This window comes from Pseudomonas sp. Irchel s3h14 (genome assembly GCF_900187425.1).
GTDB lineage: Bacteria > Pseudomonadota > Gammaproteobacteria > Pseudomonadales > Pseudomonadaceae > Aquipseudomonas.
This window is the reverse complement of the sequence record NZ_FYDJ01000023.1, coordinates 59,900-85,778: the sequence shown is the minus strand read 5'-3', so window position 1 is coordinate 85,778 and position 25,879 is coordinate 59,900. Positions and strand designations below refer to the sequence as shown.

The 25,879-nt window shown below is 60.4% G+C and carries 24 protein-coding genes; 9 read left to right on the top strand and 15 right to left on the bottom strand.

Annotated features, from left to right (window positions below; all coding sequences use genetic code 11):
- Positions 1 to 409 precede the first annotated feature (409 nt).
- From CKW16_RS27705 to CKW16_RS27695, 3 genes are all read left to right on the top strand, one after another.
- On the top strand, positions 410 to 754 hold the full coding sequence (locus CKW16_RS27705) for a hypothetical protein (RefSeq protein WP_046048158.1): 345 nt from the start codon (positions 410 to 412) through the stop codon (positions 752 to 754).
- Between the two features lie 275 nt (positions 755 to 1,029).
- On the top strand, positions 1,030 to 1,443 hold the full coding sequence (locus CKW16_RS27700) for a DUF4398 domain-containing protein (RefSeq protein ID WP_056744920.1): 414 nt from the start codon (positions 1,030 to 1,032) through the stop codon (positions 1,441 to 1,443).
- A gap of 48 nt (positions 1,444 to 1,491) precedes the next feature.
- Positions 1,492 to 2,280 carry an OmpA family protein gene (locus tag CKW16_RS27695; RefSeq protein WP_095132385.1) on the top strand — a complete coding sequence of 263 codons (789 nt, stop codon included), beginning with the start codon at positions 1,492 to 1,494 and terminating at the stop codon, positions 2,278 to 2,280.
- Between the two features lie 76 nt (positions 2,281 to 2,356).
- On the opposite strand, the gene CKW16_RS27690 is transcribed toward CKW16_RS27695, so the two are convergent.
- The 15 genes from CKW16_RS27690 to CKW16_RS27620 all read right to left on the bottom strand — a co-directional run bounded on the left by CKW16_RS27690 (position 2,357) and on the right by CKW16_RS27620 (position 18,938).
- Positions 2,357 to 2,686 carry a hypothetical protein gene (locus tag CKW16_RS27690; protein WP_095132379.1) on the bottom strand — a complete coding sequence of 110 codons (330 nt, stop codon included), beginning with the start codon at positions 2,684 to 2,686 and terminating at the stop codon, positions 2,357 to 2,359.
- On the bottom strand, positions 2,683 to 3,597 hold the full coding sequence (locus CKW16_RS27685) for an alpha/beta hydrolase (RefSeq protein ID WP_095132377.1): 915 nt from the start codon (positions 3,595 to 3,597) through the stop codon (positions 2,683 to 2,685). Before CKW16_RS27685 ends, CKW16_RS27690 begins: the two co-directional genes overlap by 4 nt.
- A gap of 164 nt (positions 3,598 to 3,761) precedes the next feature.
- On the bottom strand, positions 3,762 to 5,063 hold the full coding sequence (locus CKW16_RS27680; RefSeq protein ID WP_176471609.1) for a flavohemoglobin expression-modulating QEGLA motif protein: 1,302 nt from the start codon (positions 5,061 to 5,063) through the stop codon (positions 3,762 to 3,764).
- Positions 5,064 to 5,076: 13 nt separating this feature from the next.
- A complete protein-coding gene (locus CKW16_RS27675; RefSeq protein ID WP_095132373.1) occupies positions 5,077 to 5,631 on the bottom strand; it encodes a hypothetical protein in 555 nt (184 codons plus the stop codon).
- Between the two features lie 126 nt (positions 5,632 to 5,757).
- Entirely contained in the window at positions 5,758 to 6,474 is a 717-nt protein-coding gene (locus tag CKW16_RS27670) for a TetR/AcrR family transcriptional regulator (protein WP_046048164.1), read from the bottom strand.
- A 101-nt stretch (positions 6,475 to 6,575) separates the two neighbouring features.
- Complete coding sequence (gene lysS / locus CKW16_RS27665; protein WP_095132371.1) at positions 6,576 to 8,078, bottom strand: lysine--tRNA ligase; 1,503 nt, start codon at positions 8,076 to 8,078, stop codon at positions 6,576 to 6,578.
- A 100-nt stretch (positions 8,079 to 8,178) separates the two neighbouring features.
- Positions 8,179 to 9,274 (bottom strand): peptide chain release factor 2 gene (gene prfB, locus CKW16_RS27660; protein ID WP_141232781.1). Its coding sequence is split into 2 segments (ribosomal slippage): positions 8,179 to 9,201 and positions 9,203 to 9,274, totalling 1,095 coding nucleotides; the frame shifts between segments, so codons are not numbered across the junction.
- Between the two features lie 291 nt (positions 9,275 to 9,565).
- Positions 9,566 to 10,567, bottom strand: coding sequence for a PleD family two-component system response regulator (locus CKW16_RS27655; protein WP_095132369.1), 1,002 nt, complete (start codon positions 10,565 to 10,567; stop codon positions 9,566 to 9,568).
- A 47-nt stretch (positions 10,568 to 10,614) separates the two neighbouring features.
- A complete protein-coding gene (locus CKW16_RS27650; protein WP_095132367.1) occupies positions 10,615 to 11,625 on the bottom strand; it encodes a chemotaxis response regulator protein-glutamate methylesterase in 1,011 nt (336 codons plus the stop codon).
- Positions 11,622 to 13,907 (bottom strand): hybrid sensor histidine kinase/response regulator, encoded by a 2,286-nt coding sequence (locus CKW16_RS27645; RefSeq protein ID WP_095132365.1) that lies wholly within the window; start codon positions 13,905 to 13,907, stop codon positions 11,622 to 11,624. The genes CKW16_RS27650 and CKW16_RS27645 overlap by 4 nt, the downstream gene beginning before the upstream one ends.
- On the bottom strand, positions 13,904 to 14,587 hold the full coding sequence (locus CKW16_RS27640; protein ID WP_095132363.1) for a chemotaxis protein CheW: 684 nt from the start codon (positions 14,585 to 14,587) through the stop codon (positions 13,904 to 13,906). Before CKW16_RS27640 ends, CKW16_RS27645 begins: the two co-directional genes overlap by 4 nt.
- Entirely contained in the window at positions 14,584 to 15,858 is a 1,275-nt protein-coding gene (locus CKW16_RS27635) for a protein-glutamate O-methyltransferase CheR (protein ID WP_095132361.1), read from the bottom strand. The genes CKW16_RS27640 and CKW16_RS27635 overlap by 4 nt, the downstream gene beginning before the upstream one ends.
- Entirely contained in the window at positions 15,855 to 16,391 is a 537-nt protein-coding gene (locus tag CKW16_RS27630) for a chemotaxis protein CheW (protein WP_095132359.1), read from the bottom strand. Before CKW16_RS27630 ends, CKW16_RS27635 begins: the two co-directional genes overlap by 4 nt.
- A complete protein-coding gene (locus tag CKW16_RS27625; protein WP_095132357.1) occupies positions 16,391 to 18,013 on the bottom strand; it encodes a methyl-accepting chemotaxis protein in 1,623 nt (540 codons plus the stop codon). Before CKW16_RS27625 ends, CKW16_RS27630 begins: the two co-directional genes overlap by 1 nt.
- 190 nt (positions 18,014 to 18,203) lie before the next feature.
- Positions 18,204 to 18,938, bottom strand: a complete 735-nt coding sequence (locus CKW16_RS27620; RefSeq protein WP_095132356.1) for a tellurite resistance TerB family protein — start codon at positions 18,936 to 18,938, stop codon at positions 18,204 to 18,206.
- Positions 18,939 to 19,124: 186 nt separating this feature from the next.
- Between CKW16_RS27620 and CKW16_RS27615 the strand changes: the two genes are divergently transcribed.
- The 6 genes from CKW16_RS27615 to CKW16_RS27590 all read left to right on the top strand — a co-directional run bounded on the left by CKW16_RS27615 (position 19,125) and on the right by CKW16_RS27590 (position 25,848).
- On the top strand, positions 19,125 to 20,039 hold the full coding sequence (locus tag CKW16_RS27615; RefSeq protein ID WP_046048338.1) for a LysR family transcriptional regulator: 915 nt from the start codon (positions 19,125 to 19,127) through the stop codon (positions 20,037 to 20,039).
- 100 nt (positions 20,040 to 20,139) lie between these two features.
- On the top strand, positions 20,140 to 21,627 hold the full coding sequence (locus CKW16_RS27610; RefSeq protein ID WP_074879833.1) for a gamma-aminobutyraldehyde dehydrogenase: 1,488 nt from the start codon (positions 20,140 to 20,142) through the stop codon (positions 21,625 to 21,627).
- Between the two features lie 90 nt (positions 21,628 to 21,717).
- Positions 21,718 to 22,869, top strand: coding sequence for a putative ABC transporter substrate-binding protein YdcS (gene ydcS, locus CKW16_RS27605; RefSeq protein WP_095132354.1), 1,152 nt, complete (start codon positions 21,718 to 21,720; stop codon positions 22,867 to 22,869).
- A 160-nt stretch (positions 22,870 to 23,029) separates the two neighbouring features.
- Entirely contained in the window at positions 23,030 to 24,067 is a 1,038-nt protein-coding gene (locus tag CKW16_RS27600; protein WP_095132352.1) for an ABC transporter ATP-binding protein, read from the top strand.
- A 1-nt stretch (position 24,068) separates the two neighbouring features.
- Positions 24,069 to 25,016 (top strand): ABC transporter permease, encoded by a 948-nt coding sequence (locus tag CKW16_RS27595; RefSeq protein ID WP_095132350.1) that lies wholly within the window; start codon positions 24,069 to 24,071, stop codon positions 25,014 to 25,016.
- Positions 25,006 to 25,848, top strand: coding sequence for an ABC transporter permease (locus tag CKW16_RS27590; protein WP_095132347.1), 843 nt, complete (start codon positions 25,006 to 25,008; stop codon positions 25,846 to 25,848). The genes CKW16_RS27595 and CKW16_RS27590 overlap by 11 nt, the downstream gene beginning before the upstream one ends.
- Positions 25,849 to 25,879: the final 31 nt, after the last annotated feature.

The following is a 25,879-nucleotide window of genomic DNA, read 5'->3' as shown; positions in this document are numbered from 1 at the left end:
GATGCACCGCCCCCTCGAGAGGCCGAGTGGAGGTTCTGCGCAGTGGGCAACCCGGCATGGATGCCGGGTTAGCCGCCCCCGGCCATGGATGGCCGATGGCGGCGGGCCCACGGAGCAGGACCGGAGCGAGGGCATGCCGAGCCTAAGCGAGGCACCGAACGACAGGGGCATGAGCGCTTTGGTTACTTTCGCGCTTTTCGAAAGTGACTCGCTGTAAAAGCGAAACCGTAATCAGCCATCACCGCAGAAACGGATATACACCCAATCCCCCCAACGGCATGAGACGACGAAGGGACTTTAAACCTTGGGCGTTAAAGCTAGTCTGAAGAGTAAGCCTTACAACGGCTGTCGCCGGCGATTGCCGGACACTGACACTGCCTGCCACGAGCAGGTGCGCATTGAGGTCACTATGAAAATCCGCGAGCTTGCCCATCACTGGGAAGAAAACGCCAAGGGTCGCCTGACCGACACCGGATACTCGATTCATCTGGATGTGGAGGCCGCCGCACGGCTGGCGGCCATTATCGAGATGTACCCCAAACGGCAGCCCGAAGAACTGCTCGGCGAGCTGATCGGCGCCGCCCTGGAAGAGCTCGAAAAAAGCTTTCCGTACGTAAAGGGCTCGACCGTCGTGGCCACCGACGAAGAAGGTGATCCGCTGTACGAAGACGTCGGTCCGACTCCGCGTTTTCTCGCCTTGTCCCGTCGTCATTTGCACGATTTGTCGGCCGTTGACGACAAACAGAAACACTGATTACCGCACTCCTTTCCCCCTCCCAAAATGCGTATTCCTGGCCCCCTGCAGGGCCGGGAATACGGCTGTTTGCGGTAAGAATTCCCGGCTTAGAGCCTTGTCCGTTCGGTCAAAGTTTTTTCGGGCAATGGGCCATATTCTCTGAACTTTCGAAAAACGCCTCGGGTCACACCCATTAACCACGCCTGGGACGGCCGTTTTAAAACACCCCCGGAAATTGAAGGTTGCGGCTCCTTGCCCAGGATGGATTTTTTAGTTTTTCAGGAGTTATTCCAATGGAGTTGAAGACCATGAAAACCCGAACTGCCAAATCCTCGTTCCCACCTCTGCGTAGCCTGAAACTGGCTGCACTGGCCATCGGCAGCAGCTTCGTTCTGGCCGGTTGTGCCGGTAACCCGCCAAGCGAGCAATTCGCTGTGACGGAATCAGCGGTCAACAGCGCCGTCAGTGCTGGCGGTACCGAGTTTGCGGCGGTGGAAATGAAATCCGCCCAGGACAAGCTCAAACAAGCCGAAATCGCCCTGCACGACAAAAAGTATGACGAAGCCAAAGTGCTGGCCGAACAGGCCGAATGGGACGCTCGCGTGGCTGAACGCAAAGCCCAGGCGATCAAAGCTGAACAGGCTGTGAAGGACTCTCAGAAAGGTGTTCAAGAACTGCGTCAGGAAAGCCAGCGCACCGTGCAATAAGCGGCCGGCACGACGTACTTCTTACTCGACTAAAAGGACGAAACCATGATGCGTAAACAATTGATGATCCCTGCCCTGCTGGCCGCAAGCGTTGCACTGGCTGCCTGCTCCACGCCGCCGAACGCGAACCTGGAACAGGCCCGCAGCAACTACACCGGCCTGCAAACCAACCCGCAAGCCAGCAAAGTCGCGGCGCTGGAAACCAAAGAAGCCAGCGATTACCTGGACAAGGCCGACAAGGCTTATCAGGACAAAGAAGACCAGGCCAAGGTCGACCAACTGGCTTACCTGACCAATCAACGTGTTGAAGTGGCGAAGCAGACCATCGCCTTGCGCAACGCCGAAGCCAATCTGAAAAATGCTTCTGCGCAGCGCGCCCAGGCCCGTCTGGATGCCCGCGATGCGCAGATCAAACAATTGCAGGACAGCCTGAACGCCAAGCAGACCGATCGCGGCACCTTGGTGACGTTCGGTGATGTGTTGTTTGCCACTGATAGGGCTGATCTGAAGTCCAGCGGTCTGGTGAATATCAACAAACTGGCGCAGTTCCTCTCGGAAAACCCTGATCGCAAAGCGATCGTTGAAGGCTACACCGACAGCACGGGCACCGCGAACCACAACCAGTCGCTGTCCGAGCGTCGTGCCGGTTCCGTGCGCATGGCGCTGGTGAAAATGGGCGTTGATCCCGCGCGTATCGTGGCGCAGGGTTACGGCAAGGAATACCCGGTCGCGGAGAACTCCAGCGTGTCGGGCCGTGCGATGAACCGTCGGGTGGAAGTGACCATTTCCAACGACAACCAGCCAGTGATCCCGCGTTCGGCGGTTAGCTCTAACTAAGCTTCGTCTGCTGAAACACAAAAGCCCCGCCTGATCTGATCAGGCGGGGCTTTTGTTTTTAAGATTTCGGGGCGCGCTACGGTTGCAGCTTCTGCGGGGTTTCCTCGCCCATGCAACGCACGGCTTTTTTCTTGTTGTTGACCAATATGCCGCTCAGGCCTTTCTGTTCGGTGTCGAACATCACCAGCACGCCATCGATGCACTGCGCGACTTGCGCGGCCGGCTCCAGGGAGACTTTGTAGTCTTCGCCCGGCACAGTCTTGAGCATGGTGAAGTCGCTGAGCAGCAGCGCATCTTCGGGTTTGGCGAAGTGCAGGTAGCCGTAGAACCACAGGGCTCCGACGGTGCCGAGGATGGTGCAGATACCGGTGATGATCAGCGGGATGGCGTTACGTTCTTCACTCATTGCGGACTCTCTGGTGGTTCATCTTCAGAATTTTTCGGCGCCGGGTAATTCGGGACTTCGCCCAGGCGGCGCAGGCCGTTGAAATGCTGCGGGTCGTCGAGAAAACGCAGCATGACTGTGCGCCAGACCGGGTCGGCGAACGTCTGCACATGACCGCCACGGGTCAGTTGCAGCACCCGCGGCGGCGGCGCAGCTTGATACAGACGGATGCCGTTGGAAAGGGGCACGATCGGATCGTCGATGCTGTGGTAGATCAGTTTCGGCACGCCATTGAGCTGCGCCATGGAATGGATCGCGCTGTCGCCGTCCGGCACCAGCCAAGACAGCGGCACCTGAAACATCCAGGTCAGCCAGGAATGGCTCAGGGCAAATTGACCGATACTGCGGTAACTGGCAGGCACGCCATCGAGGACAAAAGCCTTGAGTTGTTTTTGGCGTTCGGGATGTTGAACCAGGTAATGCACGGCCATCGAACCACCGAGGCTTTGCCCCAGGAGGATCAGCGGCTTGCCCTTGACCTCCGGCGCCTGATCGAGCCATTTGAACGCGGCGTCGATGTCCTGATAAATCTCCGGCAGCGTCGGTTCACCCTCGGACAGACCGTAGCCGCGATAGTCCAGCAGCAGCACTTGATACCCTTCTTTTGGCAACCACCAACTCCCCCCGAGATGCATGGGCAGGTTGCCGCCGTTACCGTGCAAATGCAGCACCGTGCCTTTGACCTCGACACCTTGTTTGGCCGGCAACCACCAGCCGTGCAACTTGAGGCCGTCGGCGGTGGTCAGGGTGACGTTGCGGTATTCGAGTTCGGCTTTTTCCGGGGTAAACAGCTGGCCTGGCTCGGGGTAGAACAGCAGCGAGCTGCAACCGCTCAAGGTCAGGAGAAGGCAGAAGAAGCCGAGGATTCTCATCCGATGAAACCTCGTGAAGTGTGGTTGGAATACGGACCAAATGTGGGAGCGGCGGTGCGGCGATCCGACTTGCTCGCGAAAGCGGTGTGTCAGACAACAGAAATGTTGAATGTGGAGACCGCATTCGCGAGCAAGCCCGCTCCCACATTTGGACGGCGTACACGTTAGAGGATATTGGAGTAATCCGCTTCGATCCGGTCCAGGCTCAGGTGATTGAGGAAGTTGGAGAAGCACATCCATGCCGAAAGCGCGTTCAGGTCACGGAACTGATCCGGCAAATACTTCGGTGGCACCACCAGCCCTTCATCCACCAACTGGCGCAAGGTCCGCATGTCTTCCAGCGTGGTCTTGCCACAAAACAGCAGCGGTATCTGCTCAAGCTTGCCCTTACGCACGGCCAACTGAATGTAGTTGTAAACCATGATAAAGCCCTTGAGGTAGGACAAGTCTTTGGTAAATGGCAGACCTGTCGGCACCGAGCCACGGAAAACCCGACTGGCGTTGCCGTAGCTTTCCGCCATTTCAAAACCTTGCTCGCGGAAGAATTCGAAGATCTGCAGGAAGTCCGCGCCCTCTTCCACCATGTGAATGGCGCGGGTGCGGTTGGTCAGTTTGCGCAGGCGACTTGGGTACGAGGCGAAGGTGATGATTTCCATCAGGATCGCCAGGCCTTCCTGGGTCACCGTCGACGACGGCGGGCCTTTGGAGAGGAAGGTGCAGATCGGCTGGTTCAGGCCATTGAGCGTGGTCCCCACATGCACCAGCCCTTCGTGGACTTCCAGGGCGCGCACGTCACGGTCGTTGAACATCGCGTCGGCGCGGATCTTGATGTAGTCGGCGCCAGCCGCGGCATCGGCGACGATCCCGTCGGACTCGAACACCCGAATGGTTTCCTCGGCCTCGCCGAATACCTTGTTCAAGCGGGTTTGCAGCAGGTGGACGGCTTCCTTGGCGGTGAGGATTTTCGGCTCGTCCTTCAAGTCACCACGGCCATCGATATTGTTCAGGTAATCCGAGAGCATCAGGCCCAGGTCGGAAAGGGTCGGATCGCCGGCGTGGAACGCGTCGGAAGCGGCACCGTAAAGCTCCTGTGAAATCAGCCCGAAATCCTCGGTGCCGCGCGCTTCGAGCATGCGCACCACCATGCGGTATTCCTTGCACATGCGGCGCATGATCTGGCCAACCGGGTTGAACTGTCCGAGCTGACGGGTGATGTCGCGTTCGATGTTCTGGAATTCCAGCTTCACCTTGTTGGAGTCGAACGCCAGCGGCCGGTTCAGGTAGTAATCGCGGTCCACCGCCGGCATTTCCTTGCCCTTGGCCTTGAGGAAACCATTGCGGATGCCGTCGTCCCACTTGACTGCATCGAGGACGCGAATCGGCGTCTGCGCCAGCACAATGCGATCGGACAACATGCGTATCGTCTGCTGGTAATCGTCCACCCGAAACTCCTGTAGAAAAACCATTTACGTGCTGGGTTTATTTGGCTTTGGCCAGGCGCTGATAGCGCACCGCCTCGACGAACACATCGGAATTGGCCGGATCGTCGAGGTAGGCGAAGACCTGGTCCAGATTGTTGTTGATCAATACGCCGTCGCCGTCGTCAGTCTGGAAGCCTTCGCCGCTGAGGACTTTTTGCCTCAGGGCCTGGTTGATCTGCTCGAGGTCGAGGTTATAGACCACCAGTTCATGCTTATCGGTGAGTTCAAAACCGGCGATAGTGAAATGCCCACCGAATTGCGCCGGCACCTTGGCCGACAGGTACCAGCGACTGCCATGGCGGGTCACCGTGAACGGATAGGCTTCACGCTCCTTGGGTTTAGCCTTGAAGTAGCTGACGGCCTGATAGTGATTGTCGCCGAGGCGCGTCAGCTCCAGATTCAGCGGCTCGCCCCAGGCGTTGGTGCTGGTCCATTTGCCGAGCAACCCTTTGGGCGCGGGCTCGCTCGAGGGCAGCGGCTCCTTGAAGGTCACCAGACAGCCGCTGAGCAGCAGGAACGACAAGGCGATCACAACGACACGCCAGGCTTTCATTCAACACTCCCTATGAACACACACGGACCTCATGTGGGAGCGGGCTTGCTCGCGAATACGGTGTGTCAGTCGACATTAATGTTGAATGTTCAACCGCATTCGCGAGCAAGCCCGCTCCCACAAGGATTACACCGACGCCAATACCAAATGCATGTAGCGGGTCAGGATGCCGAGCATTTCGGCTTCGGCGACAGGCTCGGCGTCGTTGAGCAGGCCCTGATATTCCATCCGTCCGATAATCGCCGTCAACACTTTGGCATCCTGTTGTGGCTCGCGGGAACCCAATACCTCGAAAAAATGGCAGGTGCCTTGCAGAAGAATTTGCTGATGCGAACGCACCAACTCCGCCAGACGCGGGTTCAACAGCGCCTCCTGACGGAACGCCTGCTCGGCCATCAAGTGTTCGCGACGGTTGTGCAATTGGCGCTGCACGTAATCGGCGGTCAGGCGTGCGATATCGTCGGCCAGCTGTGAACGCGACTCGGGGCTGCCATCGCCATAAGCCACCATTTCGCGCAGCAAGCCTTCATTGCTGGCCCACAGCTTGGCCATGAACGCCGCACTGCGTTCCACGTATTGGGCAAAGGTATCGGTGAGCAGGTCATCGATATCCTTGAAATAGTAAGTGGTGGCCGACAGCGGCACACCGGCCTCGGCGGCCACCGCACGGTGACGCACGGCCCGCACGCCATCGCGCACGACAATGCGCATCGCCGCATCGAGAATGTCCTGTCGACGCTGCTCACTGCCCTGTCGGCTGGCCTTGCGACCCTGGTACTGAACACTTTCAGCGACCGCAGTGGCGACGTCCGCTGCACCCTCTTGAGCAATTGCACGGTTCACGACAGGTATTCCTCTCTACTTCAAAAGTAACCAATTGATACGTTTGTACCAGACAGGCAATAAAAAGCCGCCTGTTTTAGGCGGCTTTTTTATTGAAACACTTACGCTTGTGGCCGCATGTGCGGGAACAGGATCACGTCGCGGATCGACGGGGAGTTGGTCAGCAGCATCACCAGACGGTCGATGCCGATACCTTCACCGGCCGTTGGCGGCATGCCGTACTCCAGCGCGCGAACGAAGTCGGCGTCGTAATGCATGGCTTCGTCGTCGCCGGCGTCCTTATCGGCCACCTGCGCCATGAAGCGCTCGGCCTGGTCTTCCGCGTCGTTCAACTCGGAGTAGGCATTGGCGATTTCGCGGCCACCGATGAACAGCTCGAAACGGTCGGTGACGTTCGGGTTGTCGTCGTTACGACGGGCCAGCGGCGACACTTCGAACGGGTATTGAGTGATGAAGTGCGGCTGCTCCAGCTTATGCTCGACCAGCTCTTCGAAAATCATCACCTGCAATTTGCCCAGACCTTCGAAGCCCAGCACCTTGGCGCCGGCCTTCTTGGCGATGGCGCGGGCCTTGTCGATGTCGGTCAGGTCGTCAGCGGTCAGCTCAGGGTTGTACTTGAGGATCGAGTCGAACACCGACAGACGCACGAACGGTTCGCCGAAGTGGAACACTTTGTCGCCATAAGGCACGTCGGTGCTGCCCAGAACCAGCTGTGCCAGTTCGCGGAACAGCTCTTCGGTCAGGTCCATGTTGTCTTCGTAGTCGGCGTAAGCCTGGTAGAACTCCAACATGGTGAATTCAGGGTTGTGACGAGTCGAAACGCCTTCGTTACGGAAGTTGCGGTTGATCTCGAAGACTTTTTCGAAACCGCCGACAACGAGGCGCTTGAGGTACAGCTCAGGCGCGATACGCAGGAACATTTCCATGTCCAGCGCGTTGTGGTGAGTCTCGAACGGCTTGGCTGCCGCACCACCCGGAATGGTTTGCAGCATCGGCGTTTCCACTTCCAGGAAGTCACGCTGCATCAGGAAACTGCGGATGTGTGCAATCACTTGCGAACGTACGCGGAAGGTCTGGCGCACGTCTTCGTTGACGATCAGGTCAACGTAACGCTGGCGATAGCGCTGTTCGGTGTCGGTCAGGCCGTGGTGTTTGTCCGGCAGCGGACGCAAGGACTTGGTCAGCAGGCGCACCTGGGTCATTTCGACGTACAGGTCGCCCTTGCCGGAACGCGCCAGGGTGCCAACGGCTGCGATGATGTCGCCCATGTCCCAGGTTTTCACCGAGGCCAGGGTTTCTTCGGACAGGGTTTTACGGTTGACGTAGACCTGAATGCGACCTGTCATGTCCTGGATCACCATGAACGAGCCACGGTTGAGCATGATGCGACCGGCAACCTTGACCGGGATCGCAGCCTCTGCCAGCTCTTCCTTGGTCTTGTCCGCGTACTGTTTCTGCAAGTCTTCGCAGTAGTTGTCGCGGCGGAAGTCGTTCGGGAAGGCATTGCCCTTGGCGCGCTCGGCAGCCAGCTTTTCCTTGCGCAGGGCGATCAGGGAGTTTTCTTCCTGTTGCAGGGCTTGCGGGTCGAGTTCTAGGTCGCTCATGTCTTTAAATATTCCATCAGGTTCGTTGCCCCCGGCATTCGCCGGGGTTCGCGGGCAAGCCTCGCTCCTACAGGATTACGACAACCCTGTAGCGCGTGCCTTAGAGCCCTTGTTTCAAGCTGGCCACCAGGTATTCGTCGATGTCGCCGTCGAGCACCTTGTCGCAGTCGCTGCGTTCGATGTTAGTGCGCAAATCCTTGATTCGCGACGCATCGAGTACATACGAGCGAATCTGGTGACCCCAGCCGATGTCCGACTTGGTGTCTTCCAGGGCCTGGGAGGCGGCGTTGCGTTTCTGCACTTCCTGCTCGTACAAGCGCGCCCGCAACATTTTCATCGCGGTGTCTTTGTTGGCGTGCTGGGAGCGTTCGTTCTGGCAGCTGACCACGGTGTTGCTCGGTACGTGCGTAATACGCACGGCCGAGTCGGTGGTGTTTACGTGCTGACCACCGGCACCGGAGGAGCGGTAGGTGTCGATGCGCAGGTCCGACGGGTTGATGTCGATTTCGATGTTGTCATCGATTTCCGGCGACACGAACACGGCCGAGAACGAGGTGTGGCGACGGTTACCGGAGTCGTACGGGCTCTTGCGCACCAGACGGTGCACGCCGATTTCGGTACGCAACCAGCCAAAGGCGTATTCGCCCTTGATATGGATTGTGGCGCCTTTGATACCGGCGACTTCACCGGCCGACAGTTCCATGATGGTCGCGTCGAAACCGCGTTTGTCGGCCCAGCGCAGGTACATGCGCAGCAGGATGTTGGCCCAGTCCTGAGCCTCGGTGCCGCCGGAGCCAGCCTGGATGTCCAGGTAGGCGTTGTTGGCGTCCATCTCACCGCTGAACATGCGACGGAATTCGAGTTTTTCCAGGGACTCGCGCAGACGCTCGACTTCGGCAGCGACGTCATCGACGGCGGCCTGGTCTTCTTCTTCGGCGGACATCAGCAGCAGGTCTTTGGCGTCGGCCAGGCCTGTGTGCATTTCGTCGAGGGTTTCGACGATCTGAGCCAGCAGGGACCGCTCGCGGCCCAGCTCCTGAGCGTACGTCGGGTTGTTCCAGACAGACGGATCTTCAAGCTCGCGATTGACTTCAGTCAGACGCTCATGCTTTTGATCGTAGTCAAAGATACCCCCGAATAGTTTCGGAGCGCTCGGACAGGTCCTTGATACTGTTAAGGATCGGGTTGATTTCCATGGCGGGCAGCACTCGTTGGCGAACTTTTGAAAGCCGGCGAGTATAACGTAATCAGGCTGTCACGGCAGCCCGCCTGGCGGCTTTAGGGGCGAATGGTTTTGGCTAAACGGCGAACACTTGTAGCAGCGGTCGAGCCCCGCGAGGCTGCGTTCGAGGACGGAGTCCTCGCAAAACCTGTGTACGCGGTTTTCCTGAACGACCGCGTTGCCTGGTTTTACGACGGCTGCGCCGCCGAACGCTGCCTCGCGGGGCTCGACAGCTGCTACGGTGCTACAGCGCTAGGGGTGTGGGTTACTCGATCCCCACCTGATTACGCCCATTGTTCTTCGCCAGATACAGCCCCTTGTCCGCCGCCGAGATCAATTGACGGCAATCGCCGCCCGGTTGCGGGGTCATGGTCGACAGGCCGATGCTGATGGTCAGGCTCGAACCTTCGACCGGGAAAACATGCGGAATCTTTAGCGAAGCTACGGTCTGGCGAAGTTTTTCCGCGACCAGTCGCGCGCCGCCCGGCGAAGTATTGGGCAGCACCAGGGCGAACTCTTCGCCGCCATAACGGGCCGGCAGGTCCGAAGGACGGGCGCTGGCATCACGAATCGCCGTGGCCACTTTGCGCAGGGCTTCATCACCTTCAAGGTGGCCGAAGCTGTCGTTGTAGGACTTGAAGTAGTCGACATCGATCATCAGCAGCGACAGTTGACTCTGGTCACGCAGCGAACGGCGCCACTCAAGCTCCAGGTATTCATCGAAATGCCGGCGGTTCGACAGCCCGGTCAGGCCGTCCGAGTTCATCAAGCGTTGCAGCACCAGGTTGGTGTCGAGCAACTGTTGCTGGCTGACCCGCAGCGCGCGATAAGCGGCGTCGCGCTGCAGCAACGTCATGTAGGAACGCGAGTGATAGCGGATGCGCGCCACCAGTTCGATGTTGTCCGGCAACTTCACCAGGTAATCATTGGCCCCGGCCGCAAACGCCGCGCTCTTGATCAGCGGGTCTTCCTTGGTCGACAGGACAATGATCGGGATGTCCTTGGTCGCCGGATGGTTGCGGTACTCGCGCACCAGACTCAAGCCGTCAAGACCGGGCATCACCAGATCCTGAAGGATCACCGTCGGTTTGATGCGGATCGCCTGGGCGATGGCCTGGTGCGGGTCGGCGCAGAAGTGGAAGTCGATGTTTTCTTCGTTCGACAACCCGCGGCGCACCGCCTCGCCGATCATTGCCTGATCGTCCACCAACAACACCATGGCGGCGTTTTCGTCGGTTTTGAAGTCGTCGAGCTGTAAATCATTCATAGGCAGTCACCTGAGTACTACTTGGGCCAGATTGCTGTGAAAAGTCTTCATTTGGGGAAAATCTCCAGCAATCGTGGCGCTATCTTTTCCAGTGGGCGAATCTCCACAGCGGCGTCGATGGCCGCTGCCGCCTTCGGCATTCCGTACACCGCGCTGCTGTGCTGATCCTGAGCGATGGTCAGGTAGCCCTGTTGGCGCATGAGTTTAAGCCCCTGTGCACCATCGCGTCCCATGCCGGTGAGCAAAACCCCCACGGCATCGCCGTTCCAGTAATTGGCCACGCTCTCGAAGAACACATCGATCGAGGGCCGGTAGATCTCGTTGACCGGTTCGGCGGTGTAGGCCAGCGTGCCGTTTTTCAACAGGCGAATATGGTGATTGGTGCCCGCCAGCAACACCGACCCAGCCTGCGGAGGCTCGCCTTCCTGGGCCAGGCGCACATTCAGGCCGCTGGCGCTGCTGAGCCATTCGGCCATGCCGGCAGCGAACACCTGGTCAACATGCTGCACCAGCACGATGGCGGCCGAAAAATTTCGCGGCAGCCCCTTGAGCAGTACTTCCAGCGCGGCCGGCCCACCGGCGGATGAGCCAATGGCGATCAGGCGCTGGCGCGAAGCCGAACTGCGCAGCGGGCTCGGGGCGGCTCGCTCCCGATTGCCCCGGTCACCGATCAGCCAACCGATGTTCATGATCTTGCGCAGTAACGGGGCCGCTGCCTCTTGGGCATTGCCGGCACCGATGGCCGGCGTATCGACCACATCCAGCGCTCCGTGGCCCATGGCCTCAAACACCCGATGCACGTTCTGCTCGCGGTCGACCGTAACAATGACAATCGCGCACGGCGTCTCGGCCATGATCCGCCGGGTCGCCTCCACGCCATCCATCACGGGCATGATCAGGTCCATCAGGATCAGATCCGGCGTGTTTTCAGCGCAACGCTGCACCGCCTCGGCCCCATTACTGGCGACCCAGACCACCTCGTGCGCCGGATCGAATGCCAAGGTGCGGCGCAGGGCCTCCACCGCCATGGGCATGTCGTTGACGATCGCTATTTTCATGCACGCGCTCCTCCAATGAGCTCAACCACCGCGTCAAGCAGGGCGTCGTCATGAAAACTGGCTTTGGCTAGATAATAGTCGGCTCCAGCGTCCAGTCCACGGCGACGGTCCTCTTCACGATCCTTGTAAGACACCACCATCACCGGAAGGGATTGCAGGCGATTGTCCCGGCGCAATAAAGACACCAGTTCGATGCCATCCATGCGCGGCATATCAATGTCGGTGATCAACAGATCGAAATCCTCCGAACGCAGGGCGTTCCAGCCATCCATCCCGTCCACCGCCACCGCCACGTCGTAGCCGCGATTGAGTAGCAACTTGCGTTGCAGCTCACGTACGGTCAGCGAATCGTCGACCACCAGAATCCGTTTTCGAGCCGCTTCAACCGTTTGGTTGCCGTGACCGGCAATGCGCTCAAGACGCCCGGTATTGAGCAGTTTGTCCACCGAACGCAGCATGTCTTCGACGTCGACGATCAGCACTACCGAACCATCGTCGAGCAAGGCCCCGGCGGAAATGTCCTGCACCTTGCCCAGACGCTCATCCAGCGGCAAAACGACCAACGTCCGCTCGCCGATAAAACGCTCGACCGCCACGCCGTAAATCGCCTCGCGTTCGCGAATCACCACCACTTTGAGGGTTTGCTGACTGTTCTGGCTCGCCGGACGCTGCAACAGCTGACTGGCCGCGACCAGCCCGACATGCCGGCCTTCGTGCCAGAAATGCTGACGGCCTTCGACCTGGACAATGTCCGCCGGCTCCAGATCGCACATCCGTTCGATGTGGGCCAGCGGAAAGGCATACGCCTCGTCACCGACCTCCACCACCAGACTGCGCACCACCGACAGGGTCAGCGGCACTTCGAGATGGAAACGACTGCCCTCGCCCGCCACCTGCTCCAGCACGACCGCGCCGCGCAGCTGACGGACCATGTGCTGGACCGCATCCAGTCCGACGCCGCGCCCGGAGACTTCGGTGACCGTGTTGCGCAGGCTGAAACCCGGCAGAAACAGAAAGGTCAGCAGCTCTTCTTCAGTCAACTGCGCGGCGGTTTCGGCCGGGGACAATTGGCGTTCGATGATGCTGCGGCGGACCTTTTCCAGATCGACGCCATTGCCGTCATCGCTCAGCTCCAGCACCAGCAGACCGGCCTGATGGGAAGCACGCAAACGGATCAGGCCTTCAGCGGGCTTGCCCGCCATTAGCCGTTGCTCCGGGGATTCGATGCCGTGATCCACGGCATTGCGTAGCAGGTGAGTCAGCGGCGCTTCAAGTTTCTCCAACACGTCGCGGTCGACCTGGGTTTTCTCGCCCTCGATCTCCAGTCGTACCTGTTTGCCGAGGTCGCGACCGAGGTCGCGGACCATGCGCACTTGCCCGCTCAACACATCGGCAAACGGCCGCATGCGGCAGGCCAGCGCGGTGTCGTACAACACTTGCGCCCGCTGACTGGCCTGCCAGGCGAACTCATCCAGTTCGGCGTTCTTCTCCACCAGCAATTGCTGAGACTCAGCCAGTAGCCGACGAGCGACTTCGAGGGCTTCCTGTGCTTCCAGACTCAAGGCATGTTCCTTGAGGTGGACGTTGAGGTTTTCCAGGGCCCGCAGGCCGTTGTTCTGCATGCGCTTGAGGCGTTGCATGGTGGCCAGGTGCGGTTTGAGCCGCAGGGTTTCCACCAGGGATTTGCTCGACAGATCAAGCAGGCTGTTCAGGCGTTCGGCCGTGACGCGTAATACGCGCTCGCCATTTTCGATGGTGCGTTTAGTCTTGGGCGCTGGCTCGGCGGGCGCTGCCGGGGGGGCTTCGGTGGCGGCAGGCATGGGCGGCTCAACCTTGGGCGTCGGCGGTTCCAGCTGAAGCTCTGCCATCGGCGGCGCGATGGGGGTAGCCGCCATGTGATCAAGCAGCCGTCCCATCAAGATGACGTAAGCTTCGATATCCGCAGGCGCCGGAGCGTTGCCCGGCGTCGCAATTCGCATCAGCAGATCAGTGCCTTGCAACAGTGCATCAATGTATTCGGGCCGCAGGTACAGGCGCCCTTCCTGGGCGCTGACCAGGTAATCTTCCATCACATGGGCGACGCTGACCCCGGCATCGACCCCGACAATCCGCGCCGCGCCCTTGAGCGAGTGGGCCGCGCGCATGCACGACTCGAGGTAATCGGCTTGGGTCGGATCGCGCTCGAGCGCCAGCAGGCCGGCGCTTAGCACCAAGGTCTGGGCCTCGGCTTCCAGACTGAACAGTTCCAGCAAAGAGGCGTCGCGCATTTGCTCGGGGGTCATGTAAGGCTCCGGGTCACGGCGGACAGCAGCTGTTCTTCATCCAGCCAACGCAGGCTGCGACCTTTGAATTGCAACACGCCACGGGTGTATTTGGCGCTGGCCTGCGTGCCGGAGCGGGACGCCGCCTCGAGGATGTGTTCGTCGATGGCGTGAATCCCGTCCACTTCATCCACCGGCACCACCACCGGCCCGCCGTGGGCGGCGATGATCAGCATGCGCGGCATGACCCGCGCGCCGGACGCCACGCTGCTGGCGCCGTCGAGCCCGAGCAATTCCACCAGCGACAGGCACGCCACCAACGCGCCGCGCACATTCGCCACGCCGAGCAAGGCCCGGGAGCGCTGGTGCGGCAAGGAATGTATCGCTTGCAGCGGCGCCACTTCCACCAGACTGCGGGTAGCCAGGGCGAGCCATTCTTCGCCGAGACGGAACATCAACAGCGAACGGGTTTTCACCTCGCTCTCGACCGCCGTGGAGACTTGCCCGCGGTCTTCCTGCTGTAACGCGTAGCGGTCGAGCAAGCGCGTCGCCGCGGCCGAATACACCGCACAATTGCGGCAGTGAATGTGATTGCTCAGCAGCGGGCAGGACTTGTCGCCGTGGATACCGATGCGGTTCCAGCAGTCGTCGATGGCCTGAGCATCTTCATGGGTGAGGCTAAAGGTGTCGGCGGCGTTCATCGTTTACGCTCACTGTCAGCGGCGCGCTCGCTGCGGGCGGCGCGGTCCTGCAATCGTCTGGCTCCCGCCGTGTCGCCCAAGGATTGCAGCATCGCCGCCAGGTGCATCAACGCGTCGGGATGTTGCGGGTCGAGGTACAGCGCCTTGCGATAAAAACCCTGAGCCTCAAGGACTCTGCCGGCGACATCGCTGAGCAAGCCCAGCCAGTAAAAGACCTGGGCCACTGGCTCGTGACTGCGCAAATAGCTATCGCACGCGGCGCGGGCCTCGGCACTTTTGCCTTCGTTGGCCAGCGCGGCGATATTCGCCAGCAGCGCGGCAGTGTCCGGGTTGGCGACTTTCGCCACCACAGGCAGCGGCGTTACCGTTGCGAAGGGCCGGCTGCGAACGGGCGGCGGTGTCACGCTGCGCACCGGTTGGTGGGCGGGCAGAGGCGTTGGCACGAAAGTCGGGAAGGGTTCTGGCTCTGGTGCGCTTTGACGACTGAACGCAAAGGACTGCGGGATACCGATCGAACGCATGCCAAAACGGCCGAGCAAACTGCCCTCGGCCGGGCCGATAAACAACACACCGTCGAAATGGGTCAGACGCTTGAGCACTTCGAACACTTGCTGCTGGGTCGGCTGATCGAAATAGATCAGCAGGTTGCGGCAAAACACAAAGTCATAAGGCGGCTCGTTGGCCAGCAACGTCGGATCCAGCAGATTGCCGACCTGCAAACGCACTTGTTCGAGTACTCGCCCGCTGAGGCGATAGCCCTCCTCGCCTTCAGCGGTGAAATGCCGGTCGCGGAAGGCGATGTCCTGGCCACGGAACGAATTCTTGCCGTACAGCGCGCGCCGGGCTTTTTCCACCGACAACGGGCTGACGTCCATGCCTTCGACCTTGAACTGGTGCGGCTGTAACCCGGCATCAAGCAACGCCATGGCGATGGAATACGGTTCTTCACCGGTGGAACACGGCAGGCTGAGAATCCGTAGCGCGCGCATATTGTTGATGTCGCTCAGGCGTTTGGCGGCCAGTTTCGCCAACGTGGCGAAGGATTCCGGGTAACGGAAAAACCAGGTCTCGGGGACAATCACCGCTTCGATCAGCGCCTGCTGCTCGTCCTGCGATCCCTGCAAGGTGTGCCAGTACTCATCGGCCGTCAGCGCTTTGGACGCGGTGCTGCGTTGACGCACCGCACGCTCGATGATCGCCGGTCCCACCGACGTCACGTCGAGACCGATGCGCTCTTTGAGGAAATCGAAAAACCGCTGATCGCTGCTCATGGCCGCTCCTCAAACAGCGCCAGGTCCAACGGCTGCGACGGAAACAGCAGCGCGCGAACCTTCTCGTCCAGCAGATCGGCGACCCGCACCCATTGCAGCAAACCCTGGGCATCTTCACGCACCGGCCCGAGGTACGGCGCCTGACGATTGTCCAGGCCATAGGGCTGAAAATCCGCCGGGTTGCAGCGCAAGGTATCGGTGGCCTGTTCCAGAATCAGCCCGAGCAATTGCGCCTCAGCGAACTCATCCGGACGGTAATTGACCAGCACCAAACGCGTGCTGGTGCGGGCCTGGGCCGTTTGGCCGAACGTCAGCGCACTGAGGTCGATCACCGGCACCACCGCGCCACGGTAGGCGAACACCCCGGCCACCCATTCCGGCGCGCGGGGAATCGGTTTCAACGGCAGGCGCGGCAGCACTTCCGCCACCTCGATGGCCCGCAAGGCATAGCGCTCGTTGCCGATGCGAAACACCAGAAACAATGATTGCAGCGCCGGCTTCACGGCGATGCGTTTGGCCGTGGGTTCGCTCATCAAACTTTGAATCGCGAAACGCCACTGCGCAGCCCTACGGCCACCTGGCTCAGTTCGTCGATGGCGAAACTGGCCTGGCGCAGGGACTCGACGGTCTGGCTGCTGGCATCGCCCAACTGCACCAGCGCGTGGTTGATTTGCTCCGCGCCCGTGGCCTGGGCCTGCATGCCTTCGTTGACCATCAACACCCTCGGCGCCAACGCCTGAACCTGATGGATGATCTGCGACAGCTGCTCGCCGATTTGCTGCACCTCGGACATACCACGGCGCACTTCTTCAGAGAACTTGTCCATGCCCATCACCCCGGCCGACACCGCCGACTGGATCTCGCGCACCATCTGTTCGATGTCGTACGTGGCGACGGCGGTCTGGTCCGCCAGACGCCGTACTTCAGTGGCGACCACGGAAAAACCGCGGCCGTATTCACCGGCCTTTTCGGCCTCAATCGCCGCGTTGAGCGACAGCAGATTGGTCTGGTCGGCGACCTTGACGATGGTCACTACCACCTGATTGATGTTGCCGGCCTTCTCATTGAGGATCGCCAGTTTGGCGTTGACCAGATCGGCCGCGCCCATCACCGAGTGCATGGTCTCTTCCATCCGCGCCAGGCCTTGCTGCCCGGAACCGGCGAGCACCGAGGCCTGATCGGCGGCGGTGGAGACTTCGATCATCGTGCGCACCAGATCCCGCGAAGTGGCCGCAATCTCACGGGACGTCGCGCCGATTTCGGTGGTGGTGGCGGCGGTTTCGGTGGCGGTCGCTTGCTGTTGCTTGGAGGTGGCAGCGATCTCGGTCACCGAGGTGGTGACCTGCACCGAGGAACGCTGGGCCTGGGACACCAGGGACGTCAGCTCGGTCATCATGTCGTTGAAGCCGGTTTCCACGGCACCGAATTCGTCCTTGCGCGCCAGGTCCAGACGACCGCTGAGATCGCCGGTACGCATTATTTCGAGGATCTGCACAATGCGGTTCATCGGCGCCATGATCGCGCGCATCAACAAAAGACCACACAACCCGGCACTAAGGACGGCGACCAGCAACGATATGCCCATGATCAGCTTCGCTACCGCTACCGATGAAATGATCGAGTCAGTGGCCGCCTCAGCCGCCTCCCTGTTGAATTCGATGAGTTCGTCCAGCTGTTTGCGGCCGGCAGCCCATGCCGGAGTCATCTGTTCGGCGAGGATGCGACGGGCCTGTTCGAAGTCCTTTTGCTGGTAGGCATCGAGCACCTCTTCGAGCAGCTTGTCATATTGATCGTGCAGCTTTACAAATTCGTCGAATCTTGCCTGATCAGCTTTCTCGAAGATGGTCCCCTGGTAGCTGGCCATCGAGCGTTGCAGCCGTTCCTCAATACCCTGGTACATATCCTTGTCAGCCTGGGTCATGCCTCGACCTCCACCCAGCCCGATCAGTTGCTGGGTCAACACGTAATCATCGACCCAGGCACCGCGAATCAGGGAACTGTAGTGAATCCCGGGAACACTGTCCGAGCGCACAACGTTCTCACTGGACTCAATCGACAGTAAACGGGAATACGACACGACGACCATCAGCAACATGATGGCGATAATCACCGCAAAGCTCGCCAAGATGCGTTGGCGCAACGTCCAGTTCTTCACAGTCAGTCCTCGGGAGGCGTTTCAAATGCTGCGGAGTATAGCCGAGGGCGGGGCTGCATCTAGAATGGGTTGCGCGCCACTTCTCATCCCCGGCAAAAATAGCCGGAATTGGCCCTGATGGGGGCATGTAGCGCGACTGAAGGCGCCTTCGCGGGGCGATCCGACTTGCCCGCGAAGGCGGCCTGCTGACTTACACAGAAGCCTGACGCACCTGCTTCTCCAACTCAGCCTTCAACCCCGGCTCAAGCTTGAGCTGTCGCGCCAGTTCATCGAGGTAGGACTTTTCCATGAAGCTCTCTTCATCCACCAACATCACACTGGCGATGTACATCTCGGCAGCCATTTCCGGCGTACTGGCAGCGCGGGCGACTTCTGTCGGGTCGAGCGGCTTGCTGAGTTCGGCATGCAGCCACTGCTGCAATTCCTGATCGTTGTCGAGTTTGGTGAATTCGCCTTCTATCAATGCACGCTCACGTTCATCAACGTGGCCATCGGCTTTGGCCGCCGCAACCAGCGCCTTGAGTATCGCCTGGCTGTGCAGCTCGACTTGCGCTGGAGGCAGACGGTCGAGTGTCTGCGGTTCACTTCTTGTATTAGAAAGTGGTGCGGTGCCCTGCTGGGCCTGCCAATTACCGTAGGCCTTGTAGGCAATGACGCCGAGCGCCGCGAGGCCGCCGTAGATAGCGACTTTGCCGCCGACGTTGCGTGCCTTTTTGCTGCCGAGCAACAGGCCCATGGCACCCGCCGCCAACGCCCCGCCGCCTGCGCCCGAGAGCAAACTGCCGAGGCCGCCCGAACCACCGCTGCCGCCGAGCAATCCGCCCAAGCCACCGCCAGAGGCCTTGTTTTGTGAGCCTCCGGCCTTGTTCTGCAACATGTCCTGACCGGACTTGAGTAGCTGATCGAGCAATCCACGCGTGTTCATTTGCCGCCTCCAAAAAGGGGTTAACCGGATCAATAAGGCCACCAGCCTAGATCGAAAGTGCCCGGCATTCGGGGGCGAGAGTGCTTCGAGATGTTGCACAGCGCCGTTCAGCTGACCACGGCCCTTCAGAAAAATGGATATACACTCAAGCAAATCTATAAAAACCGCCCACCGGGTACTTTCTCCATGATGACCTTGCGTCAGATCCGTCACTTTATCGCTGTGGCCGAGACCGGCTCAATCTCCGCCGCCGCGCAAACCGCGTTCATTTCTCAGTCCACCTTGACCCTGGCCATCCAGCAACTGGAGCAGGAAATCGGCGTCGGCCTGTTCAACCGTCACGCCAAGGGCATGACGCTGACCCACCAGGGCCACCAATTCCTGCGCCAGGCGCACCTGATTCTGGCAACGGTGGACAACGCCAAACGCAGCCTGCAACAGAGCACCGATCAGGTCGCCGGTCAGTTGATCATCGGCGTGACCAGCCTGGTAGCCGGTTACTACCTTGCGGATCTACTCACCCGTTTCCAGCGCGCCTACCCCAATGTCGAGATCCGCGTGATGGAGGACGAACGGCCGTACATCGAGCATTTGCTGGTCAGCGGTGAGATCGATGTCGGCGTGCTGATCCTCTCCAACCTCGAAGACCGCCACGCCTTGCAGACCGAAGTGCTGACCCATTCGCCCCATAGGCTGTGGTTGCCGGCCCAGCATCCGCTGCTGGAACACGACAGCATCAACCTCGCCGACGTGGCCCGTGAACCGTTGATTCAGCTGAACGTCGATGAAATGGACCGCAATGCGCAACGCATGTGGGCGGCGGCTTCGCTGCAACCGCGCATCACCTTAAGAACGGCGTCGACGGAAGCGGTGCGAAGCCTGGTGGCAGCGGGATTGGGCGTGTCGATCCAGCCCGATATGACCTATCGCCCGTGGTCACTGGAGGGCGACATCATCGAAGCACGCCCGATAGCGGACTTGAGCCAGACGCTGGACGTTGGCCTGGCTTGGCGTCGCGGCACCGCGCGCCCAGCCTTGGTGGACCCGTTCCTGACCGTCGCCCGCGAGCAGCCCCACGGCGGACGCAAGCCATCTATTTAATCGAACGCCACCTTCAGTATTTAGAATTTGTCGACCTCGGGCCTGAGCACTAGTCTTGCTACATCTATAAGACGGCCGGGCCCCAGTCACAGGGAGCAGCATGGCCACACAAGAAAAGAGAACCCGAAAAATGGCTGGCGCGCAGACCCCGTTGTTCACCGCGTTATTGATCGATGGCGAATTGGTCGCGGGCCAGGGTTTTGTCGAACCCATCCTCAACCCGGCCACCGGGGAAGTGCTGACGCACATTGCCGAAGCCAGTACCGAGCAAGTCGAAGCCGCGATTCTCGCCGCCCACCGCGCCTTTGCCGGTTGGTCGCGCACCACGCCGCAACAACGCTCGAACCTGCTGTTGGACATCGCCAACGCCATCGAAAAACAAGCCGACCTCCTCGCCCGCCTCGAATCGCTGAACTGTGGCAAGCCTTTGCACCTAGCCCGTCAGGATGACCTGAGCGCCACGGTCGATGTGTTCCGCTTCTTCGCCGGTGCCGTGCGTTGCCAGACCGGTCAGCTCAGCGGCGAATACCTGCCGGGCTATACCAGCATGGTTCGCCGCGATCCAATTGGCGTGGTCGCGTCGATTGCGCCGTGGAACTACCCGATCATGATGGCCGCGTGGAAAATCGCCCCGGCCCTGGCCGCCGGTAACACGCTGGTGTTCAAGCCGTCCGAACACACGCCGCTGTCGATTCTGGCCCTGGCGCCCGCGCTGGCCGAGATCCTGCCGCGTGGTGTGATCAACATCATTTGCGGTGGCGGTGAAGGCGTCGGCAGCCACTTGGTCAGTCATCCTAAAGTGCGCATGGTGTCGCTGACCGGCGATATCGTCACCGGGCAAAAAATCCTCCAGGCCGCAGCAAAAACCCTCAAACGCACTCACCTCGAACTCGGCGGCAAGGCCCCGGTGATCGTCTGCAACGATGCCGACATTCAAGCCGTGGTCGAAGGCGTGCGCACTTACGGCTATTACAACGCCGGTCAGGATTGCACCGCAGCGTGCCGAATTTATGCACAGGCCGGGATTCATGACCGCTTGGTGGCCGAACTCGGCGCAGCGGTCAGCAGCCTGCGCTTCGCCGGCAAGCGCGATGCCGACAACGAAATCGGCCCGCTGATCAGCACCCGCCAACGCGACCGCGTGGCCAGTTTCGTCGAGCGTGCCCTCGGCCAGCCGCACATCGAGCGGGTGACCGGCGCGGCGGTGCACTCCGGTGCCGGCTTCTATTACCAGCCGACGTTGCTGGCCGGTTGCAAGCAGACCGATGAGATCGTCCAGCGCGAAGTGTTCGGGCCGGTGGTCACCGTGACCCGTTTCGATCAGCTCGAACAAGCCGTGGACTGGGCCAACGACTCGGAATACGGCCTCGCCTCCTCGGTCTGGACCCAGAACCTGGACAAGGCGATGCAGGTCGCGGCGCGCTTGCAGTACGGCTGCACCTGGATCAACAGCCATTTCATGCTGGTCAGCGAAATGCCCCACGGCGGTCTGAAGCGTTCGGGCTACGGCAAGGACTTATCCAGCGATTCGCTCCAGGACTACAGCGTGGTGCGGCACATCATGGCCCGCCACGGACAGCATTTGTAAAAGCGCACTACGCTAACAATTAGCCGTAAAGGCATCGGCTTCACCACGTTCAAAACTGCCCCGACCATAATTAAAGAAGAGGGAAACCCCATGTTCGTGCACAAGACCGCACTGCTCAGTGCAATCACCACGGCGCTGCTGGCCAGTGCCAGTATTCAGGCCGCCGAACCGCTGAAAGCCGTCGGTGCCGGCGAAGGTCAGCTGGATATTGTGGCCTGGCCTGGCTACATCGAACGTGGCGAAAGCGACAAGGCCTACGACTGGGTCACCGGCTTCGAAAAGGAAACCGGCTGCAAGGTCAACGTCAAGACAGCCGCCACTTCCGATGAGATGGTCAGCCTGATGGCCAAGGGTGGTTACGACCTGGTGACTGCATCCGGCGATGCCTCCCTGCGGTTGATCGCCGGCAAGCGTGTGCAGCCGATCAACACGGCGTTGATCCCGAACTGGAAGAGCATTGACCCTCGCCTCAAGGATGGCCCGTGGTACGTCGTCAACAAACAAACCTACGGCACCCCGTACCAATGGGGCCCGAACGTGTTGATGTACAACACCAATATCTTCAAAACAGCGCCGGACAGCTGGAGCGTGGTGTTCGAAGAGCAAACCCTGCCGGACGGCAAGTCCAACAAGGGTCGCGTCCAAGCCTACGACGGCCCGATCTACATCGCCGATGCGGCGCTTTATCTCAAATCGAAACAGCCGGAACTGGGCATCAAAGACCCGTACCAGCTCAACGAAGCGCAATACAAAGCGGCGCTGGACCTGCTTCGCAAGCAACAGCCCCTGATCCACCGCTACTGGCATGACGCAACGGTCCAGATGAGTGACGTCAAAAACGAAGGCCTCGCGGCGTCCAGCACGTGGGGTTACATGGTCAACGGCCTGGTGGCGGACAAGCAGCCGGTTGCCTCGGTGATTCCAAAAGAAGGTGCAACGGGTTGGGCCGACACCACCATGTTGCACGCCGAAGCCAAGCACCCGAACTGCGCCTACAAGTGGATGGACTGGTCTCTGCAACCGAAAGTCCAGGGTGACCTGGCGGCATGGTTCGGTTCGCTGCCGGCGGTTCCGGCGGGGTGCAAGGAGAGTGAATTGTTAGGCGCCGAGGGCTGCAAAACCAACGGCTTCGACCAGTTCGAGAAAATCGCCTTCTGGAAAACCCCGCAGGCTGAAGGCGGCAAGTTCGTGCCGTACAGCCGCTGGACCCAGGACTACATCGCGATCATGGGTGGTCGCTGACACACCCCGTACCGATCGTTCCCACGCTCCGCGTGGGAATGCATCACCGGACGCTCCGCGTCCATTCGCGCAAAGGTGACGCAGAGCGTCACGGGCTGCATTCCCACGCAGAGCGTGGGAACGATCATCACCAGCCCTCGATTTTTTGGAGCACCGCACCATGACGCTTGCAGTCCAGTTCACCAACGTTTCCCGTCAGTTCGGCGAAGTGAAGGCCGTTGACCGGGTTTCCATCGATATCCAGGACGGCGAGTTCTTTTCCATGCTGGGCCCTTCCGGCTCGGGCAAAACCACCTGTCTGCGCCTGATCGCCGGTTTCGAACAGCCGAGTGCAGGCTCTATCCATATTCACGGCGAAGAAGCCACCGGGCTCCCGCCATATCAGCGTGACGTGAACACCGTGTTCCAGGATTACGCGTTGTTCCCGCACATGAACGTACTCGACAACGTCGCCTACGGTTTGAAAGTCAAAGGCGTCGGCAAAACCGAACGCCAGACACGCGCCGAAGAAGCCCTCGACATGGTCGCCCTCGGCGGTTACGGCGAGCGTAAACCGGTGCAACTGTCCGGCGGCCAGCGCCAGCGTGTGGCTCTGGCCCGCGCCCTGGTCAATCGCCCGCGCGTGCTGCTGCTCGATGAACCGTTGGGCGCACTCGACTTGAAGCTGCGCGAGCAAATGCAGAGTGAGTTGAAGAAGCTGCAACGCCAGCTCGGCATCACCTTCATCTTCGTCACCCACGACCAGACCGAAGCGCTGTCGATGTCGGATCGCGTGGCGGTGTTCAACAAGGGGCGCATCGAGCAGGTCGACACGCCGCGCAACCTCTACATGAAACCGGCTACAACCTTTGTCGCGGAATTCGTTGGCACCTCCAACGTGATTCGCGGTGACCTGGCGAAACAATTGAGCGGCAATCCACAGCCGTTTTCGATTCGCCCGGAACACGTGCGTTTCGCCGAAGGTCCGCTGGCCAGCCATGAAATCGAAGTCAGCGGTTTGCTCCATGACATTCAGTACCAGGGCAGCGCCACGCGTTATGAACTCAAACTGGAAAACGGCCAGACCCTGAACATCAGCCAGGCCAACGTCCAGTGGCTGGACGTCAGCGCGCAACATCAGACCGGGCAACGCATCAGCGCGCGCTGGGCACGGGAAGCGATGATCCCGCTGCACGACAATGCTGTCGGCGGGGTGTGAGATGAACAGCGTGGCTCTCCCTCAAACCCCGGCCGGCGGCTCGCCGTTGCGCAGGTTTTCCAACCTGCTGTATCGCCGGCCGAACTTGTACCTGTCGATGCTGCTGGTACCGCCGCTGCTGTGGTTCGGCGCGATCTACCTCGGTTCGCTGCTGGTTCTGCTGTGGCAAGGTTTCTACACCTTCGATGACTTCACCATGGCGGTCACGCCCGACCTGACCCTGGCGAACTTCGCTGCCCTGTTCCAGCCGTCGAACTTCGACATCATCCTGCGCACCTTGAGCATGGCCGTCGTCGTCTCGATCGCCAGCGCCATCGTCGCGTTCCCGATTGCCTACTACATGGCGCGCTACACCACCGGCAAAACCAAGGCGTTTTTCTACATCGCGGTGATGATGCCGATGTGGGCCAGTTACATCGTCAAGGCGTATGCCTGGACCTTGCTGCTGGCCAAGGGCGGCGTGGCGCAGTGGTTCGTTCAACACCTGGGGCTTGAGCCGGTTTTGCAGTTCATTCTGGGCATTCCGGGAGTGGGCGGCAGCACCTTGTCGACCTCGCACCTGGGCCGCTTCATGGTGTTCGTCTACATCTGGCTGCCGTTCATGATCCTGCCGATCCAGGCCTCGCTGGAACGTCTGCCGCCGTCCTTGCTGCAAGCCTCGGCCGACCTCGGTGCCAAGCCACGCCAGACCTTCATGCAAGTGACTTTGCCGCTGTCGATTCCGGGCATCGCGGCCGGTTCGATCTTCACCTTTTCACTGACCCTCGGCGACTTCATCGTGCCGCAACTGGTGGGCCCGCCGGGCTACTTCGTCGGCAGCATGGTGTACGCCCAGCAAGGCGCGATCGGCAACATGCCGATGGCCGCGGCCTTCACGTTGGTGCCGATTGTGTTGATCGCCATTTACCTGACTGTCGTGAAACGACTGGGGGCCTTCGATGCGCTCTGATGCGAAAAAACAAAAGCCAGAAACACACGGCGAGAAAGCCTCGCTCGGCCTGCGCATCGCCGCCTGGGGCGGGTTGGTGTTTCTGCACTTTCCGATCCTGATCATCTTCCTGTACGCCTTCAACACCGAAGACGCAGCGTTCAGCTTCCCACCCAAGGGCTTCACCCTGAAGTGGATCGGCGTGGCGTTCTCCCGGCCCGACGTACTGGAAGCGATCAAGCTGTCGCTGCAGATTGCCTCCGTCGCGACGTTGATTGCATTGGTCCTCGGCACACTGGCATCGGCGGCGTTGTACCGCCGGGATTTCTTCGGCAAGCAAGGCATTTCCCTGATGCTGATCCTGCCGATTGCCTTGCCGGGGATCATCACCGGCATCGCGTTGCTGGCGACCTTCAAGACGCTGGGGATCGAGCCGGGGATGTTCACCATCATTGTCGGTCACGCGACCTTCTGTGTGGTGATCGTCTACAACAACGTCATCGCCCGCTTGCGTCGCACTTCTCACAGTTTGATCGAGGCTTCAATGGACCTCGGCGCCGACGGCTGGCAGACCTTCCGCTACATCGTCCTGCCGAACCTCGGCTCGGCGTTGCTGGCCGGCGGCATGCTCGCGTTTGCCCTGTCGTTCGACGAAATCATCGTCACCACCTTCACCGCCGGCCATGAACGCACCCTGCCGCTGTGGCTGCTCAACCAGCTCAGCCGCCCACGGGACGTGCCGGTGACCAACGTCGTCGCGATGCTGGTGATGATGGTGACCATGCTGCCGATCCTCGGCGCCTATTACCTGACCCGTGGCGGCGAAAGCGTTGCGGGCAGTGGTGGTAAATAACGAACAACGACTACTCCCTGTAGGAACCGAC